Raw genomic sequence first — 15,862 nt, 5'->3', positions numbered from 1 at the left:
CCCCCTCATGCCCTGGCCCCGACCCGGACGCGCGGGTCGATGGTCGTGTAGACGATGTCGACGATCACGTTCCCGACGATCACCAGGAACGCCGCGACGAGCGTGACGCCCATGATGACCGGCTGGTCGTTCTTGGTGATCGAGTCGGACGCCATCTTGCCGATGCCGTTGAGGCCGAAGACGGTCTCGATGATGATCGCGCCGCCCAGCAGGCCGGCGAAGTCCATGCCGAACAGCGTCACGACCGGCGTCAGCGCGGGCCGCAGCGCGTGCCGCCGCCACACCAGCCGGGGCGCGAGCCCCTTGGCGCGCGCCGTGCGCACGAAGTTCTCGTCCAGGGTGTCGAGCACGTTCGCCCGCGTGAGCCGCTGGTACATCGACGCGTAGGTGAACGCGAGCACCAGCCACGGCATGACGAAGTTGAGGAACCACTGCCCGGGGTCGGCGGCGAACGGCACCGCCTGGGGGAACGGCAGCCACCCGAGCCTGACCACCAGCACGTACTGGAGCACCAGGGCGAGCACGTAGTTAGGGATGGAGACGCCGCCCAGCGCGGCGCCGGTCGCCGCCCGGTCGAACCAGGTGCCCTTCTTGATCGCCGCGATCATGCCGCCCGAGACGCCCATGAGCAGCCACAGCACGGCGGCGCCCACGGCGAGCGTGGCCGAGACGCCGAAGCGCTGCTCGAACATCTCGAGCACGGGCTGCCCGGTCTGGAAGGAGTAGCCCAGGCAGGGCGCGGCGCAGTCGATCGCGTTGGCGCCCGTGCCGTAGGTGGTGCCGACGAACAGCCCGGACAGGAAGCCGAAGAACTGCTCGTAGAACGGCCGGTCGAGGCCCAGGTTGGTGCGGATCTGGTCGATCAGCTCGGGCGTGCAGTTCTTGCCGCAGATCTGCACGGCAGGGTCGGGGGAGAGCGCGAAGAAGATCGCGTACGTGAACAGGACGACGAGGAACAGCACGCCCACCATGCCGGCGAGCCTCGTCACGAGAAAGCGGACCATCAGCGCCTCTCCCCCGCGTCGACGACGTCCTTGAGCCGGTCGCCGAGGACCGTGAAGGACAGCACGAGCAGGAACAGGAAGGTTCCGGGGATCAGGAAGTACATGGGGTCGACGGCGTACCAGCTCATCGACTGCGCGATCATCTGCCCCCAGGACGGGGTCGGCGGGACCACGCCCACGCCGAGGAAGCTCAGCCCCGCCTCCGTGCCGATGTACCCGGGCACGGCGAGCGTCGTCATGACGATGATCGTGGAGCGCAGGTTCGGCAGGATCTCCAGCAGCACGATCCGCCAGCCCGACGCCCCGGAGGCCCGGGCCGCCTCGACGAACTCGCGCTGGGTGATCGTCATCGTCTGCCCCCGTACGACGCGCGCCAGGTACGGCCACCCGAACACGGAGATGACCAGCACCAGCAACGGCGCCCGGTTGCTCGCGGGGAGCGCCGACAGGATCGCGATCATGAAGATCAGCGCGGGGAACGCCATGAGGAAGTCCATGACGCGCGAGACGACCTGGTCGACCTTGCCCCCGTGGTACCCGGCGAGGAGCCCGAAGAGGACGCCGAGCAGGGTGGTGAGGGCGGTGGCGGCCAGCGCGATGAGCATGGAGGTGCGCGCGCCGTAGACGATGCGCGCGAACAGGTCGCGGCCCGTGCCGGGCTCGACGCCGAACCAGTGCTCGGCGCTGATCCCGCCGAGCGGTCCGATCGGCAGGCCGCCGAGGTTCGGGTCGATGGCGGTCTGGTCGAACTCGTACGGGCCCCAGCCCGAGAGCTGGACGACGAGCGGCGCGGCGACGGCCAGGAGCGCGACGAGCGCGATGTACGACAGGGCGAGCACCGCCCCGCGGTGGCGGAGCAGGTGGTGCCAGACCCCCTGCCGGCGCGCCGGGGGCGCGGCGCCGACGGACGGCGCGCCCCCGGCCTCGGTCTCGAGCGTGGTCATGCTGAGGGTCATGGCTCAGCCCTTGCTCGGGTCCTTGAGCCCGACGCCGGTGTAGTCGAGCCCACCGGTCGCGACGCCGGGGCTGGAGTACACCCCGGTGACGTTCTCCCCGGGCAGCAGCACGACCTTCTCCACCAGCAGCGGCACGATCGGCGCCTCGGTGAGGACCTGCTCGTCGAGGTTGCCCCACGCCTCGTTCGCCGCCGTCGGGTCCGTGACGGCGAGCGCGTCGTCGATGGCGGAGTTGATCGCCGGGTCGTCGATCTGGGCGAGGTTCGAGTTGCCCTTGTCCGTGATGCGGCGCCCGTCGAACAGCGGCGGGATCACGGTGCTCGCCGACGACGCCCAGTCCGGGCACCAGCCCGTGATCGCGGCATCGTTCTGCAGCTTGGGCGTGCCGATCGTCTCGTAGAACTTCGAGGTGTCGATCGGGTTGAACGTGACCTTGATGCCCACGCGGGACAGCGACTGCTGCACGGCCTCGGCCTGCGCCTGCAGCTTGGGCTGCGTGCGCATGTCGAGCGTCATCTCGAACCCGTCGGCGTAGCCGGCCTCGGCGAGCAGCTCCTTGGCCTTGTCGACGTCGCCGGTGTTCCCCTCGCTGGGGTACAGGTCGAAGTCCTTGAACCCGGCCACCGACTGCGGGATCGTCGTGCTGGCGATGTCGGCGAGCATCGTGCCGCCGGTGCCGTTCTGCACGGCCGCCTTGTCCACCGCGTACGAGATCGCCTGACGTACCTTGACGTCGTCGAAGGGCTTCTTGGTGGTGTTCAGGCCCATGTAGGTCGTGCAGACGCCCGGCCAGTCGACCAGCCGGTCCTTGTACTTGGGGTCCTGCAGGCGCGCGAGCGTGGCGGGCTGCAGGTTGCCGCCGATGGCGTTGACGTCGGTGCCCTGGCCGGCGAGCAGGCGCTCGTCGATGGTGGCCGGGTCCAGGCCGAGCTGGAAGTTCCAGCCGTCCGGCTTGGCGGTGCGCACCTCGTCGGTGGCCGCGTCCCAGTTCTCGTTGCGCACGAGCTTGATGACGCTGCCGGGGGTGTACTCGTCGAGCGTGTACGGGCCGGACGCGACGAGGTCGTTGAGGAACTCGTCGCCGGCGCCGGAGCCCACGGGGAACGGCGCGAAGTTGGGCTGCGACGCGACGGCCGGGAAGTCGGGGAACGGCGCCTTGAGGTGGAAGACGATCGTGGTGTCGTCGGGCGTCTCGATGGTCTTCAGGTCGCCGGACTTGTACGGCCCCTCGTAGTCCTCCGGCGCGTCGATGACCTGCTTGGCGTACGGGGAGCCGATGCCGATCTCCGGGTCCCAGGCCCGCGAGACGCCGAACTTCACCTCGGCGGACGTGATGGGCGTGCCGTCGTCGAACTTCAGCCCGTCCTTGAGCGTGAACGTCCAGGTGAGGCCGTCGTCCGACACCGTGCCGGTGTCCGTGGCGAGGTCGGGCACGATCTCGTTCGGGTCCTCGGCGCTGCCGGACGCCGGTGTCGTGAGGGTGCGGTACACGAGGCGGTAGAAGTTGTTGACGCCGCCGTCCCAGCCCTTGGCCGGGTCGAGGTAGGAGAAGTCGGCGTTCTGCAGCACCTGGACGACGCCGCCCTCGGCGGGCTGGCCCTCGAGGCCGCCGGCGGTGCTCGCCGTCGAGCCGCCGCCTCCGCCCCCGGACGAGCACGCGCCGAGCGCGAGGAGGGCCGCGACGCCGAACGCTGCGGCACGGAGGGCTGGTCTGGTCACTCGTCGTGTCATGGAAAACCTCCCAGGGTGGGGATGGTGCGACGGGTCGGTCGGGACGTGCGGTGGTGCGGGTGCGGTGGTGCGGTTCAGGACGTCCGGAGGAAGACGCGCATGGCGCCCACCTCGCGGTTGCCCCAGAGCGCGTAGGGCACGAAGGCCACCGGCGCGCGGTGCGTGGTGGGCGCCGTGGCGCCCAGCGGGGGGTACGGGTCGTCGTCCGTCGGGGGTGCGACGGCGAGGTCGCCGCGCAGCACGCGCCACGGGTGGGCGTCGTCGACGGTCAGGCGCGCCACGTCGTCGGCCCCGAGGAGCAGGTCGTCCACCGGGGCGGGCGATTCCTGCTGCTCGACGCAGTACACGAGCGGCCCGCGCAGGACGGCGGCGCTGCCGCGCGCGGCGTCCAGGTGCGGGTGGGCGGTGACCGCCCGCACCGGCATCGGCAGGTCGAGCACGACCGTCTGCCCGGCCGTCCAGGCGCGGGTCAGGCGGAGCCAGCCGTCGACCGGGAGCTCGGCGACCTGCTCGCCGTCCACCGTGGCGGTGGCGCCCTCGGCCCACGCGGGCACGCGCAGCGCGAGGGTCGCGGGGCCGTCCGAGGCCCGGCGCACCCGCACGGTGACGCGGCCGTCCCACGGCAGGTCCGTCGTCACGTCGACGTCGAGCGCGGGGGAGTCGATCGCGGCGCTCGCGTACAGGGCGAGGGTGAGGGTGTCGTCGTCGGCCACGGCCAGGTGGTCCTGGAGCTCCGACATCCAGCGGACCACGTTGGGCGGGCAGCAGGGGCAGCCGAACCAGGCCCGGCGCAGCAGCTCGCCGTCCTTCTCCGCGCCGCTGCGCTGCTCGTGGTCCGGGCGGCGCTGCAACGGGTTGTCGTAGAAGAAGGCGGCGCCGTCCTCCGACAGCCCCACGGCGTACGCGTTGTGCAGCACCCGCTCGACGTGGTCGAGGACGTCGGCGCGGCCCGTGGCGAGGAAGAGCCGCCAGCCCCACTGCGCCGTCCCGATCGCGGCGCACGTCTCGGCGTACGCGCGCTCTGCGGGCAGCTCGAACCGGTCGCCGAACGCCTCGTCGGAGTGCCGGGAGCCGATGCCGCCGGTGAGGTAGGACTTGCGGGCGACCATGTCGTCCCACAGGTGCTCGAGGTGGGCGAGGAGCCCGTCGTCGTCCGTCTCGAGGGCGACGTCGGTGGCCCCGGCCGCGAGGTAGACCATGCGCACGGCGTGCCCGGTGACGGAGCCCAGCTCGCGCAGCGGCACGGCGTCCTGGAAGTAGTCCGCCGCGAAGATCGTGTGCGCGAGCGTGCCGGCGCCCCGGCGCTCGACGAACAGGCGGGCCTGCTCCAGGTAGCGGCGGTCGCCCGTCTCGCGGGCGAGCTCCACGAGGGCCATCTCCACCTCGGGGTGGCCGCAGTACGCCGCCTCGCCGTCGGGGCCGTACCGCTCGACGACGAGGTCCGCGAACCGGGTGGCGACGTCGAGCAGGCGGCGGTCGCCGAGCTGGCGGGAGGCGGCGACGGCGGCCTGGGCGAGGTGGCCGAGGTTGTACATCTCGTGCCCCCACGACAGGTCCTGCCAGGGCTCCTTGGGGCTCTGCGGCGACTGGTAGAAGGTGCCGAGGTAGCCGTCGGGGCGCTGGGCCCGCTCGATCAGCGCCACGGCCTCCTCGAAGAAGTCGCGGGCCGCCTCCAGCGCCGCCGCCTCGCCGTCGTCGGCCGGGTCGCGGCCGAGCTCGTAGGCGATCCCCTCGAGCGTCTTGTACACGTCGGTGTCGAGGAACGGGTAGCGCCCGCGGTAGTCGCCGACCGACGGGTCGAGGAGCCGGCGGAAGTTGTCGAGGTTCCCGGCCTGCCGGACCTCGCGGACGACGTGCGGCACGGTGACGAGGCGGTTGCGCCGCTGCCAGTCGTGGAGCAGGCCGCCGGTCAGGCGCACGCGGTCCGTGCCGAGCGGGGTGCCGGCGCGGCCGGCCGCCGCGACGGCGGGGGCGCGGGTCGGGAGGGGAGCCAGGTTCGGGGTGACGGCCACGAAATCTCCTCGGTGGTATATCACATTGCACATGGACGCCCACGTCGCCCAGGGCGAGCCGGCGTGACGTCGTCGTCCGGTACCGCTGCCGCCGTCCGCGTCCTCGCGTCCGGCGGGTCGACCTCGGCCCCGGATCATGCCCGGAACCGCGCCGTTCCTGCAGGTGGGCCGGGTGCCGGGTCGCGGTCCCTGTGCCCGTCGCCGGGCGGGTCGCCTTGACCTGCCAGCCGATGTGGGCGGTAACATATCATGCACTACTGTGATGTCCACCACCCCCGGATCAGCCCCCGTGAGGAAGTGCTCATGTCGGAAGCCGTAGCGTCGTTCCGCCGCATCGAGGCGCCGGTGAGCCTGCGCGAGACCGTGTCGCGGGCCCTCACCGCCGCGATCGTCTCGGGCGATCTCGCCCCGGGCACGCTGGTCTCCGTGCCGTCGCTCACCGCGCGCTTCGCCGTGTCGGCGACGCCCGTGCGCGAGGCGATGCTGGACCTCGAGAAGCGCGGGTTCGTCACGGCGGTCCGCAACAAGGGCTTCCGGGTCACCGAGGTGTCGCCGGAGATGCTGAGCCACATCGCCGAGGTGCGCCAGCTCCTCGAGCCGCCGGCGATGGAGAAGCTGGCGGGGCGCTTCCCGCAGGGTGCGCTGCCGGCACTGCGCGAGCAGGCCGACGCCATCGTCACGGGCGCGCGCTCGGGCGACCTGGTGACCTACCTCGAGGCGGACCGCGACTTCCACCTGCGGCTCACGACGCTGGCGGGCAACCCCCTGCTGGTGGACGTGGTGGCCGACCTGCGCAGCCGTGCGCGGCTGCTCGGCCTGTCCCAGATGGTCGCCACCGATCATCTGGAGCAGTCGGCGGCCGAGCACCACGAGCTGCTCGACCTGCTCGCCGCCGGCGACGCCGCCGGCGCACGGGATCTCATGCGCCGCCACATCGGCCACACCACCGGCTGGTGGGCGGGGCGCCCCGAGGAGGACTGACCCGCCGGGGTGGGCGACGTGGCCGGCCCCTCACCTGTCTTGGTATGTGACATATTACTGCCCATCTACCCAAGGAGCAGCCGATGACCGTCGACGTCGTGGTCGTGGGAGCGGGCATCGTGGGCGCCGCATGCGCCCGCGCGCTCGCCCGGCGCGGGCTCGCCGTGACCGTCCTCGACCGCGGCGGCGCGGCGTCGGGCACCACCGCCCACGGCGAGGGCAACCTGCTCGTCTCCGACAAGGAGCCCGGCCCCGAGCTGGCGCTCGCGCGGCACGCGGCCCGCCGCTGGCCGTCCCTCGTCGCGGAGCTGGCCGACGAGCTCGGCCCCCGCTTCCCCGCCGTCGAGTACGACCCGAAGGGCGGCCTCGTCGCCGCGACCACCCCCGAGGGCGCCCAGCCGTTGCGGGACTTCGCCGCCCGGCAGCGGGGCGCCGGGGTGGACGCACGGGAGGTCGACGTCACCCGCGCGCTCGAGCTCGAGCCGGCGCTCAACCCCGGCCTCACCGCCGCGGTCTGGTACCCGGAGGACGCGCAGGTCCAGCCCGTCGCGGCGGCGGAGGCGCTGCTCGCGTCCGCCCGGCGCGCGGGGGCGCGGGTGCGCACCGGTGTCGAGGTGGTGGGGGCGCTGCGCGACGGCGACCGTCTCGTCGGGGTCCGCACCACCGCCGGCGACGTGCCCGCGGGCGCCGTCGTGCTCGCCGCGGGGCCGTGGTCCGGCGTCGTCGCCGCCCGGCTCGGGGCCGCGCTGCCCGTGCGCCCGCGCCGCGGGATGGTGCTGGTGACCACCCGGATGCCGCACGTCGTGCGGCACAAGGTCTACGACGGCGACTACGTGGGCGCCACGCAGTCCGGCGACGCGGCGCTCCAGACGTCGAGCGTGGTCGAGTCGACCGCCGCCGGCACCGTCCTCATCGGCTCGAGCCGCGAGCAGGTCGGCTTCGACGACCGGCTGCGCGCCGTCGTGCTGCGCGAGATGGCCGCGCGCGCCGTGCGCCTGTTCCCGTTCCTCGCCGACGCGAGCGTCATGCGCACCTATCTCGGCTTCCGCCCGTACGTGCCCGACCACCTGCCGATCGTCGGGCCGGACCCCAGGACCCCCGGCCTCTGGGTCGCGACCGGGCACGAGGGCGCCGGCATCGGGCTGGGGCCTGTCAGCGGCGAGCTGCTCGCCGACCTGTTCACCGGCGCGGAGCCCGAGGTCGACCCCGCGCCGTTCCGCGTCGACCGGCCGGCGGTGCTCGCCGCCGGCTCGTCCATCGAGAATTCAGGGGAGGCCTCATGACCACCCACCGGCCGGACGCCGGACCGCGCGCGCTGACCATCACGCTCGACGGCGAGCCCTTCGCGGGCACCGAGGGGCAGACGATCGCGGGGATGCTGCTGGCCGCCCGGCGGCGGTCGTGGCGCACCACCAGCGTCGAGGCCGCCCCGCGCGGCGTGTTCTGCGGCATCGGGGTGTGCTTCGACTGCCTCGTCACCGTCAACGGCGCGCGCGACGTGCGGGCATGCCTGCGCCGCGCGGCCGACGGGGACGTCGTCGAGACGCAGCACGACCCGCTGCCGGGGGTGGCGTCGTGAGCCGCCGGACGGTCGTCGTCGTCGGCGCCGGGCCGGCGGGCCTGTCCGCCGCGCGCGCCGCGGCCCGCGCCGGCGCGGAGGTGACGCTGCTCGACGCGTCGGACCAGGTGGGCGGCCAGTTCTGGCGGCACCGGGTGCTCCCGGGCGGCGGCACGGCGCCCGACGAGGCCTCCTTCCACCACGGCTGGGGCACGTTCACGGCCCTGCGCGACGTCGTGGCGTCGCACCCGCGGATCGCGCTGCTGACCTCGGCCCAGGTGTGGGCGCTCGAGCGGCTCGACGACGGAGTACGGCTGCGCGTGCTGGTCGGGCCCGCCGACGCCGCCGGGCGCGAGCACCTCACCCTGACCCCCGACGCCCTGGTGCTCGCGACGGGCGCGCACGACCGCACGCTGCCCTTCCCGGGCTGGCAGCTGCCCGGCGTCACGACGGCCGGCGCGGCCCAGGCCCTCGCCAAGGCCGAGCGTGTGGCCGTGGGGGACCGTGTCGTCGTCGCGGGGGCGGGCCCGTTCCTGCTGCCCGTGGCCACGTCGCTGCTGCGCATCGGCGCCCGCGTGCTGTCGGTGCACGAGGCCGCGACCCCGGCGTCGCTGGCCCGCGGCTGGGGCGCGCGGCCGGCCGGGCTGCTGGGCGCGGCGCACAAGACCGGCGAGCTCGGCGCGTACGTCGGGACGCTCGCCCGCCACCGGGTGGCCTACCGCCTCGGCGAGGCCGTGGTCGCCGCCCGCGGGGACGGCCGGGTCGAGGAGGTGACGGTCGCGCGCGTGGACGACCGCTGGGCACCCCTGCCGGGCACCGAGCGCACCGTCGCGGCGGACGCGGTGTGCGTCTCGCACGGGTTCACGCCGCGGCTGGAGCTCGCGGTCGCGGCCGCGTGCGCGATCTCGCCCGACCGCTTCGTCGTCGTCGACGACCGGCAGCGCACGACGGCGCCCGGCGTGTGGGCCGCCGGCGAGCTGACCGGCATCGGCGGGGCCGAGGCCGCGCTCGCCGAGGGCTGGGTGGCCGGGCACCACGCCGCGACCGGCCCGTCCGCCCCCTCCGACGAGGCCGTGCCCGAGGACGCCGCGCTCGCCCGCGCGGTGCGCCGTCGCGGCCGGTCCGCCGACTTCGCGCGCCGGCTCGAGGCCGCGCACGGCATCCGCAGCGGCTGGACGTCGTGGCTGCGCGACGACACGCTCGTCTGCCGCTGCGAGGAGGTCGACGCCGGCACGCTGCGCTCGGCCGCCTGCGCCACCGCGTCGACCGACCTGCGCTCCGTGCGCCTCACGAGCCGCGCCGGGCTCGGCCCCTGCCAGGCGAGGATCTGCGGCCGCACGGTCGCGGAGCTCGTCGGGGTCGCGGATCCCGCGGCCGGCGAGGGCACGGGGGCGGCGCCCGCGGTGCCCGACCGACGGCCCCTCGTGGTGCCCGTCCGGCTCGGCGACCTCGCCACCCTGCCCGACGACCCGGCGGCCGACACCCCCTGACTCCGACCGCCATCCCGACACCGACCTCATCCCGACACCGACCCTCGCGCCCCGAGTCCGGAGGCGCGTGAACCGAGAGGACACCGCATGAGCTCCCAGAAGATCGACCTGGGCGGCGTCGTCGTCGCGACGACGCTGCCGTTCACCCCCGACGACGCGGCGCCCGCCGGGCTCGCCGTCGACTACGCGGGCTACGCCGCGCACGTCGACCACCTCATGAACGCCGGCTGCCGCGGCGTCGGGCCGAACGGCTCGCTCGGGGAGTACTCGTCCCTCACGGACGAGGAGCGCCGCAAGGTCGTGCAGACCGCCGTCGAGGCCGTCGCGGGCCGCGGCATCGTCATCGCGGGCGTGCACGGCGTGGGCTGGCACCAGGCCCAGCACTGGGCCGAGCTCGCCCAGGAGGACGGCGCCGACGCCGTCCTGCTGCTGCCGCCCACGATCTACCGCGCCAACCGGCGCGAGATCGTCGAGCACTACAGCCGCGTGAACGAGGTGGGCCTGCCGATCATGGTCTACAACAACCCGTTCGACACCAAGGTCGACCTCACGCCCGATCTCGTGGCCGAGCTGGCGCAGCTCGAGAACGTGGTGGCCATCAAGGAGTTCTCGGGCGACGTGCGCCGGATCTCCGAGCTGCGCGAGGTGGCCGACATCGACGTCATCGCCGGCGCCGACGACCTGCTGTTCGAGTCGCTCGTCATGGGCGCGACGGGCTGGTTCGCCGGCTACCCGAACGCGATCCCCGAGGTCGCCGTCGAGCTGTACGAGCTGGTGCGGGCCGGGAAGATCACCGACGCGCGGGACCTGTACGAGAACGTCGTCGCCATGTTCCGCTGGGACTCGCGCACCGAGTTCGTGCAGGCCATCAAGCTGTCCACGCAGATCGCGGGGCGCCCGTTCGGCATCGAGACCCGCCCGCCGCGCGGACCGCTGTCCCCGGAGCAGGAGGCCGCCGTGCGCGCCGACACCGAGAAGGCCCTCGCGTACATCGCCCAGCGCTGAGCCTGTACATCGCCCTGAGCCCGGCACCGGGCCCGTCACCCAGAGAGGCCGACCATGCGATCGTCCCGCACCTTCACCGCCGTCGACTCGCACACCGAGGGGATGCCCACCCGCGTCGTCACGTCCGGGCTGGGGGTCGTCCCCGGCGCGACGATGAACGACAAGCGGCTGCACTTCATCGAGCACCTCGACGACGTGCGGAAGCTGCTCGTCAACGAGCCGCGGGGGCACGCTGCGATGAGCGGCGCGATCCTGCAGCCCTCGACGCGCGACGACTGCGACTGGGGCGTCGTGTACATCGAGGTCTCCGGCTGCCTGCCGATGTGCGGGCACGGCACGATCGGCGTCGCCACCGTGCTGGTGGAGACCGGCATGGTGACCGTCACCGAGCCGACGACCACCATCCGGCTGGACACGCCGGCCGGGGTGGTCGTCGCCCGGGTGGAGGTGCGCGACGGGCACGCCGAGTCGGTGACGATCGAGAACGTGCCCAGCTTCGTCGTGCGGCTCGACGACGAGGTCGACGTGCCCGGGCTCGGCACCGTCGCCTACTCGCTGGCGTTCGGCGGCAACTTCTACGCGATGGTGGACCTCGATGACGTGAAGCTCCCGTTCGACCGCGCCCGGCAGCAGGACATCCTCGCCGCCGGGCTCGCGATCATGGACGCGATCAACACGACGGCCCCGCCGTCGCACCCCACGATCGCGGGCGTGGACCACTGCCACCACGTCGAGTTCATCGCACCGGGCTCCACCGCGGAGCACTCCCGGCACGCGATGGCGATCCACCCCGGGTGGTTCGATCGGTCGCCCTGCGGCACCGGCACGTCCGCCCGGATGGCGGAGCTGTGGGCGCGGGGCGAGCTCGCCCTCGACACGGACTTCGTCAACGAGTCCTTCATCGGCTCGCGCTTCGTGGGCCGGTTGGTGGGGGAGACCGAGGTCGCCGGGATCCCCGCCGTGGTGCCCACCATCACCGGCCGCGCCTGGGTCACCGGCCTGGGCACCTACCTGCTCGACCCGAGCGACCCGTTCCCCACCGGCTTCCAGTTCTGAGGTGCAGACGATGACGACCCCGACAGGTGCCCCGACGACGACCGCTCCCGCGCAGGCGGACGAGGCGGCCCGCGCCGCCGCCGCGGCCGCGCCCCTCCTCGCGGACCTCCCGCCGTCGACGCGGGCCGACGCCCTGCGCGCCGTCGCCGACGTCCTCGGCGCGCACGAGGACGAGCTGGTCGCGCTCGCCGTGGCCGAGACCCGGCTGGCCGAGGCGCGGCTGCGCGGCGAGCTGAAGCGCACCCGCGTGCAGCTGCGGCTGTTCGCCCGCGTGGTCGAGTCCGGCGCCTACCTCGACGTCCGGCTCGACGCCGCCGACCCGGAGTTCGTGCTCGGCCCCCGCCCCGACCTGCGCCGCACGCTGTGGCCGGTCGGGCCCGTGCTCGTCTTCGCGGCGAGCAACTTCCCGTTCGCGTTCTCCGTGCCCGGCGGCGACACCGCGGCCGCGCTCGCCGCCGGGTGCCCCGTGATCGTCAAGGCGCACCCCGGGCACGTCGGGCTGTCCCGCCGCGTCGCCGACCTCATGGCCGAGGCCCTCGCCGGCGCCGGGCTGCCGGACGGCACGTTCGCGCTCGTGGAGGGCGACGAGGCCGGTCGTGACCTGCTGGAGCATCCCGCGGTCCGGGCGGCCGCGTTCACCGGCTCCACGCGCGTCGGCCGGCTGCTCGCCGACGCCGCGGCGGCCCGCCCCGACCCGATCCCGTTCTACGGCGAGCTCGGCTCGCTCAACCCGGTGCTCGTGCGCCCCGCCGCCCTCGCCCACCGCGGCGAGGAGATCGCCCGCGGCTGGGTCGGGTCCGTGAGCGGTTCGGCCGGCCAGCTCTGCACCAAGCCCGGCTTCCTGCTCGTCCCCGAGGGGCACGACCTCGGGCCGGTCGTCGCCGAGGCGGCGGCCGCGGTGCCCGAGCACGCGCTGCTCAACCCCCGCGTCGGCGCGGGGTACGTCGCCGGTCGGTCAGCCGTCCTGGGCGCCCCTGGCGTCGTCGTCCTGGCCGAGGGGTCCGCGCGGACCGGGGAGGACGGCGTCGTGAGCGCGACGCCGACGTTCGTCGAGACGGACCTGGCCTCGCTCCGCGAGCACCGGGGGACCCTGCTGGAGGAGGTGTTCGGGCCCTTCGCCGTGCTCGTCACCTACCCGGAGGGGACCGACCTGGGGGCCGTCGTCGCGGAGCTCTTCCCCGGCGAGCTCACCGCGACCGTGCACCGCGGGCCGGACGAGGACGCCGAGGTGGCCGGGTTGCTGGCCACCCTGGGCCGGCACGCGGGCCGCGTGCTCGTCGACGGCTGGCCCACCGGCGTGGCCGTCACGCCGGCGATGCAGCACGGCGGCCCGTGGCCGGCCACGACGAGCGACGCGACGTCCGTGGGCACCGCCGCGATCGGCCGGTTCCTGCGCGGCATCACCTTCCAGGACGCCCCGCAGGCCGCGCTCCCCGCGCCGTTGCAGGACGGTAACCCGTGGGGGGTCCCGCAGGCGCGGTCGGGTGTGGCAGAGTCGGCGCACTGGTAGGCAGCGAGGCCACGACCAGGCGCTTCACGGGAGGACCGACCACGTGCTCATCGGCGAAGAGCTGCTGCTCCTGGCCCACGACGACCTGCGCACCGGTCCGTCGCTGTTCGACGACGCGCCCTACCGGCTGGCCGGTGCGCTGCTCGTCGAGCTGGTGATCGCGGGCCGGGCCGCCCTGCGCCCGGTGCCCGGCGACGACGGGCCGGTCGTGGTCCTCGACCGCGCGCCGACGGGGCGCCGGGAGCTCGACGACGTCCTCGACCTCGCCGCCTCGGCACCCCGGCGCGCGACGGAGCTCGTCGACGTGCTGGCCCGCCGCGTCGAGCGGCCGCTGCTGGACGGGCTCGTCGCGCAGGGCCTGCTCCGGCGCGAGGACCGTGCCGTCTGGGGCGTGCTCCGCAGCACCCGGTGGCGCACGGTCGACGGGCCGGCGGTCGCCGCCCTGCGCCGCCGCGTGCACGGCGTCCTGCTCGACGGCGCGGTGCCCGACGACCGCACCGCTGCGCTCCTCACCCTCGCCGAGGGCTCCGGCTGGCTCCGGCCGCCCGTGCCGCGCGACCGCCGTCGCGAGGCGGACGCCCGGATGCGGGAGCTGGCGGCGACGTGGTGGCGGGGGAGCACGGCGCGGGAGGCGGCCGGTGCGGTCGCCGCGGCCGTCGTGGGCGTCGTCAGCGCCGCGACCCTGGTGCTGCCCGCCGCCACCTGACGCGCGCCGCCCGGGCGGTCAGGCGTCGTCCAGCCGCCCGAGCAGGTCGACGGCGGCGCGGGCGTACTCGCCGATCCACCGGTCGTGGAGGCGCTTGATGGGCAGGGGCGCGAGCGCGAGGTGGCGCTCGCGCCCGACCTTGCGGCCGGTGACGAGCTCGGCCCGTTCGAGCACGCGCAGGTGCTGCAACACGGTGGTGCGGTCGAGCTCGGGGAACAGCGCGCACAGCTCGCCGGTGGTGCGCGTGGACTCCTTGAGCGCGTCCAGCATTCGCCGGCGCACGGGGGCGGCGAGGGCCTTGAACACGGCGTCGTCGTCGGCCGGGTCGTCGTCATCCCTGGGCGGCGAGGAGTTCATGTGATAAAAATACAACATGAACGAGAAGCAGGCACTCACCGAGCTCACCTTCACGGTCTCGGGCCGCGTCTCGCGACCCTGTCGTGACGTCTACGAGGCCATCGCGGACCCCGCACAGCTGTCCCAGTACTTCACGACCGGCGGCGCCCGAGGGCGCCTGGAGCCCGGGGTCGACGTGTCCTGGGACTTCGCGGACTTCCCCGGCCGTTTCCCCGTCACCGTCGTCGAGGCCGCCCCGCCCCGCCGCATCGTCGTCCGGTGGGAGGGTACCGACACCGCCGACGGCTCCGCCGAGACCACGACCACGTTCGAGCTCGAGCCGCTCGACGACGACACCCGCACCCTCGTCACCATCACCGAGTCCTCGTGGGCCCTCACGCCGGACGGCGCGAAGAACGCGTTCGGCAACTGCGAGGGCTGGACCGGCATGCTCGCCGCGCTCAAGGCGTGGGTCGAGCACGGCATCAATCTCCGCGAGGGCTTCTACCGGTAGGACTGCCCGCACCGAGCAGTCCGCCGAACAGGCGGTTGACACCGTTATCGCGGGCGACGGCCCCCGATAACGGTGTCAACCGCCTGTTCGGCAGTGACAGGAGCCCGGGGAAGGTCAGGCGGTGCTGCGCACCTCGGCGAGGAACTTGCGGGTGTGCTCGCGCAGGGCGGCGACGCGCCGCTCGACGATCGCCTCGCGGACGCCGGGGTCGTCGCGCCCCGCCTCGGCGAGGGTGGGACGACGACGCGCGTTGCGGGAGCAGCGGAAGTCGCCGCAGACGAGCGTGCCGATGGTGTCGCCCTTGCGGCCGGCGGCGCCGCCGCGCTTGGCGACGAAGAGCTGCACGTCGCGCGTCTCGACGACGTCCTCGCACCACGCGCACATGGCGGCGCGGCGCGGGCCGGTGCGCTCGGCCGCGCGCAGGAGGACGCCGACGGGCTCGGCGTCGGGCGCGTCGTCGAGCGTCATGACGACGTACGCGGACAGGGGCTGCTTGCGGTCGCGCCAGCCCAGGTAGTCGAGGCGGTCCCAGTCGACGTCGGCGAGGTCGGGGACGATCATGCGCTGCCGCTCGCTGCGGGTGGCGTTGACGAGGGAGGCACGGAGCTGCTGCTCGGTGAGTGGGGTCATGAGGGATCGGCTTTCAGGTGAGCGAGGGGTGGGCAGGACGAAGCCCCGCACCGCCTCATCTGCCGGCCCCTGCGGGGGCTCAGACGGAGGCGGTGCCGGGGCAGGCGGGACTGCCCGAGCAGGCCTGGTGGCCCACCCCGCTCCCTGCGACGCCCGGCATCGCTGTCTCCTCGCTCGTGTGAAAAGTCGTGGTCCGCTCGCGCCCCGAGGGCACGACCGGCCCCTCCATGGTGGCACGGGACCGTCGCCCGGGTCGACGTCTATTCCGTCACCCCCGGCGCCAAGACCCGCCGACCATGCGGTTGCGCACGTTCTGAAAACTCCGAAAGCAGGAAACAGCCTGGTGTGGAGGGGGTAAAAGGTCGAGCCGGCC

General features: G+C 74.1%; 15 protein-coding genes. 9 read left to right on the top strand and 6 right to left on the bottom strand.

What is annotated here, in order from left to right:
* Positions 1-5 precede the first annotated feature (5 nt).
* The 4 genes from ACFVS0_RS07330 to ACFVS0_RS07315 form a co-directional block, all read right to left on the bottom strand.
* A complete protein-coding gene (locus tag ACFVS0_RS07330) occupies positions 6-1,004 on the bottom strand; it encodes an ABC transporter permease (protein ID WP_430550789.1) in 999 nt (332 codons plus the stop codon).
* Positions 1,004-1,960, bottom strand: a complete 957-nt coding sequence (locus tag ACFVS0_RS07325; RefSeq protein ID WP_430563550.1) for an ABC transporter permease — start codon at positions 1,958-1,960, stop codon at positions 1,004-1,006. The genes ACFVS0_RS07330 and ACFVS0_RS07325 overlap by 1 nt, the downstream gene beginning before the upstream one ends.
* Before the next feature lie 3 nt (positions 1,961-1,963).
* Positions 1,964-3,679: an ABC transporter substrate-binding protein gene (locus tag ACFVS0_RS07320; RefSeq protein WP_430587577.1), complete on the bottom strand. Its 1,716-nt coding sequence runs from the start codon at positions 3,677-3,679 to the stop codon at positions 1,964-1,966.
* Between the two features lie 86 nt (positions 3,680-3,765).
* On the bottom strand, positions 3,766-5,703 hold the full coding sequence (locus ACFVS0_RS07315; protein ID WP_430587576.1) for a glycoside hydrolase family 127 protein: 1,938 nt from the start codon (positions 5,701-5,703) through the stop codon (positions 3,766-3,768).
* A 303-nt stretch (positions 5,704-6,006) separates the two neighbouring features.
* On the opposite strand from ACFVS0_RS07315, the gene ACFVS0_RS07310 reads away from it, so the two are divergent.
* The 8 genes from ACFVS0_RS07310 to ACFVS0_RS07275 all read left to right on the top strand — a co-directional run bounded on the left by ACFVS0_RS07310 (position 6,007) and on the right by ACFVS0_RS07275 (position 14,009).
* A complete protein-coding gene (locus tag ACFVS0_RS07310; RefSeq protein WP_429762740.1) occupies positions 6,007-6,684 on the top strand; it encodes a GntR family transcriptional regulator in 678 nt (225 codons plus the stop codon).
* An 83-nt stretch (positions 6,685-6,767) separates the two neighbouring features.
* The gene (locus ACFVS0_RS07305; protein ID WP_430587575.1) at positions 6,768-7,967 is read left to right on the top strand and encodes an NAD(P)/FAD-dependent oxidoreductase; all 1,200 of its coding nucleotides are present in this window, start codon (positions 6,768-6,770) and stop codon (positions 7,965-7,967) included.
* Positions 7,964-8,263, top strand: a complete 300-nt coding sequence (locus ACFVS0_RS07300) for a (2Fe-2S)-binding protein (protein ID WP_430550795.1) — start codon at positions 7,964-7,966, stop codon at positions 8,261-8,263. The genes ACFVS0_RS07305 and ACFVS0_RS07300 overlap by 4 nt, the downstream gene beginning before the upstream one ends.
* Complete coding sequence (locus tag ACFVS0_RS07295; RefSeq protein WP_430587574.1) at positions 8,260-9,732, top strand: NAD(P)/FAD-dependent oxidoreductase; 1,473 nt, start codon at positions 8,260-8,262, stop codon at positions 9,730-9,732. Before ACFVS0_RS07300 ends, ACFVS0_RS07295 begins: the two co-directional genes overlap by 4 nt.
* 87 nt (positions 9,733-9,819) lie before the next feature.
* Positions 9,820-10,737: a dihydrodipicolinate synthase family protein gene (locus ACFVS0_RS07290; protein WP_430563544.1), complete on the top strand. Its 918-nt coding sequence runs from the start codon at positions 9,820-9,822 to the stop codon at positions 10,735-10,737.
* A gap of 54 nt (positions 10,738-10,791) precedes the next feature.
* Complete coding sequence (locus ACFVS0_RS07285; protein WP_430587573.1) at positions 10,792-11,793, top strand: proline racemase family protein; 1,002 nt, start codon at positions 10,792-10,794, stop codon at positions 11,791-11,793.
* 10 nt (positions 11,794-11,803) lie between these two features.
* Positions 11,804-13,303, top strand: a complete 1,500-nt coding sequence (locus tag ACFVS0_RS07280; RefSeq protein ID WP_430587572.1) for an aldehyde dehydrogenase family protein — start codon at positions 11,804-11,806, stop codon at positions 13,301-13,303.
* 43 nt (positions 13,304-13,346) lie between these two features.
* Entirely contained in the window at positions 13,347-14,009 is a 663-nt protein-coding gene (locus ACFVS0_RS07275; RefSeq protein ID WP_430587571.1) for a GPP34 family phosphoprotein, read from the top strand.
* Positions 14,010-14,027: 18 nt separating this feature from the next.
* On the opposite strand, the gene ACFVS0_RS07270 is transcribed toward ACFVS0_RS07275, so the two are convergent.
* Entirely contained in the window at positions 14,028-14,366 is a 339-nt protein-coding gene (locus tag ACFVS0_RS07270) for an ArsR/SmtB family transcription factor (protein ID WP_430587570.1), read from the bottom strand.
* Positions 14,367-14,382: 16 nt separating this feature from the next.
* On the opposite strand from ACFVS0_RS07270, the gene ACFVS0_RS07265 reads away from it, so the two are divergent.
* The gene (locus ACFVS0_RS07265; RefSeq protein ID WP_430587569.1) at positions 14,383-14,859 is read left to right on the top strand and encodes an SRPBCC domain-containing protein; all 477 of its coding nucleotides are present in this window, start codon (positions 14,383-14,385) and stop codon (positions 14,857-14,859) included.
* Positions 14,860-14,973: 114 nt separating this feature from the next.
* Here ACFVS0_RS07265 and ACFVS0_RS07260 read toward each other — a convergent pair whose 3' ends face one another.
* A complete protein-coding gene (locus tag ACFVS0_RS07260; protein ID WP_430584532.1) occupies positions 14,974-15,489 on the bottom strand; it encodes an FBP domain-containing protein in 516 nt (171 codons plus the stop codon).
* Positions 15,490-15,862 lie beyond the last annotated feature (373 nt).

This window comes from Isoptericola sp. NPDC058082, from assembly GCF_042885055.1.
Taxonomy (GTDB): Bacteria; Actinomycetota; Actinomycetes; order Actinomycetales; family Cellulomonadaceae; genus Isoptericola.
This window is presented reverse-complemented; position numbering and strand designations above follow the sequence as displayed.

Bases quoted from the DNA above. Each gene is read 5' to 3' on its own strand.
- ACFVS0_RS07330 (WP_430550789.1), bottom strand. From the start codon at position 1,004: ATGGTCCGCTTTCTCGTGACGAGGCTCGCCGGCATGGTGGGCGTGCTG.
- ACFVS0_RS07325 (WP_430563550.1), bottom strand. From the start codon at position 1,960: ATGACCCTCAGCATGACCACGCTCGAGACCGAGGCCGGGGGCGCGCCG.
- ACFVS0_RS07310 (WP_429762740.1), top strand. From the start codon at position 6,007: ATGTCGGAAGCCGTAGCGTCGTTCCGCCGCATCGAGGCGCCGGTGAGC.
- ACFVS0_RS07305 (WP_430587575.1), top strand. From the start codon at position 6,768: ATGACCGTCGACGTCGTGGTCGTGGGAGCGGGCATCGTGGGCGCCGCA.
- ACFVS0_RS07300 (WP_430550795.1), top strand. From the start codon at position 7,964: ATGACCACCCACCGGCCGGACGCCGGACCGCGCGCGCTGACCATCACG.
- ACFVS0_RS07290 (WP_430563544.1), top strand. From the start codon at position 9,820: ATGAGCTCCCAGAAGATCGACCTGGGCGGCGTCGTCGTCGCGACGACG.
- ACFVS0_RS07285 (WP_430587573.1), top strand. From the start codon at position 10,792: ATGCGATCGTCCCGCACCTTCACCGCCGTCGACTCGCACACCGAGGGG.
- ACFVS0_RS07280 (WP_430587572.1), top strand. From the start codon at position 11,804: ATGACGACCCCGACAGGTGCCCCGACGACGACCGCTCCCGCGCAGGCG.
- ACFVS0_RS07270 (WP_430587570.1), bottom strand. From the start codon at position 14,366: ATGAACTCCTCGCCGCCCAGGGATGACGACGACCCGGCCGACGACGAC.
- ACFVS0_RS07265 (WP_430587569.1), top strand. From the start codon at position 14,383: ATGAACGAGAAGCAGGCACTCACCGAGCTCACCTTCACGGTCTCGGGC.
- ACFVS0_RS07260 (WP_430584532.1), bottom strand. From the start codon at position 15,489: ATGACCCCACTCACCGAGCAGCAGCTCCGTGCCTCCCTCGTCAACGCC.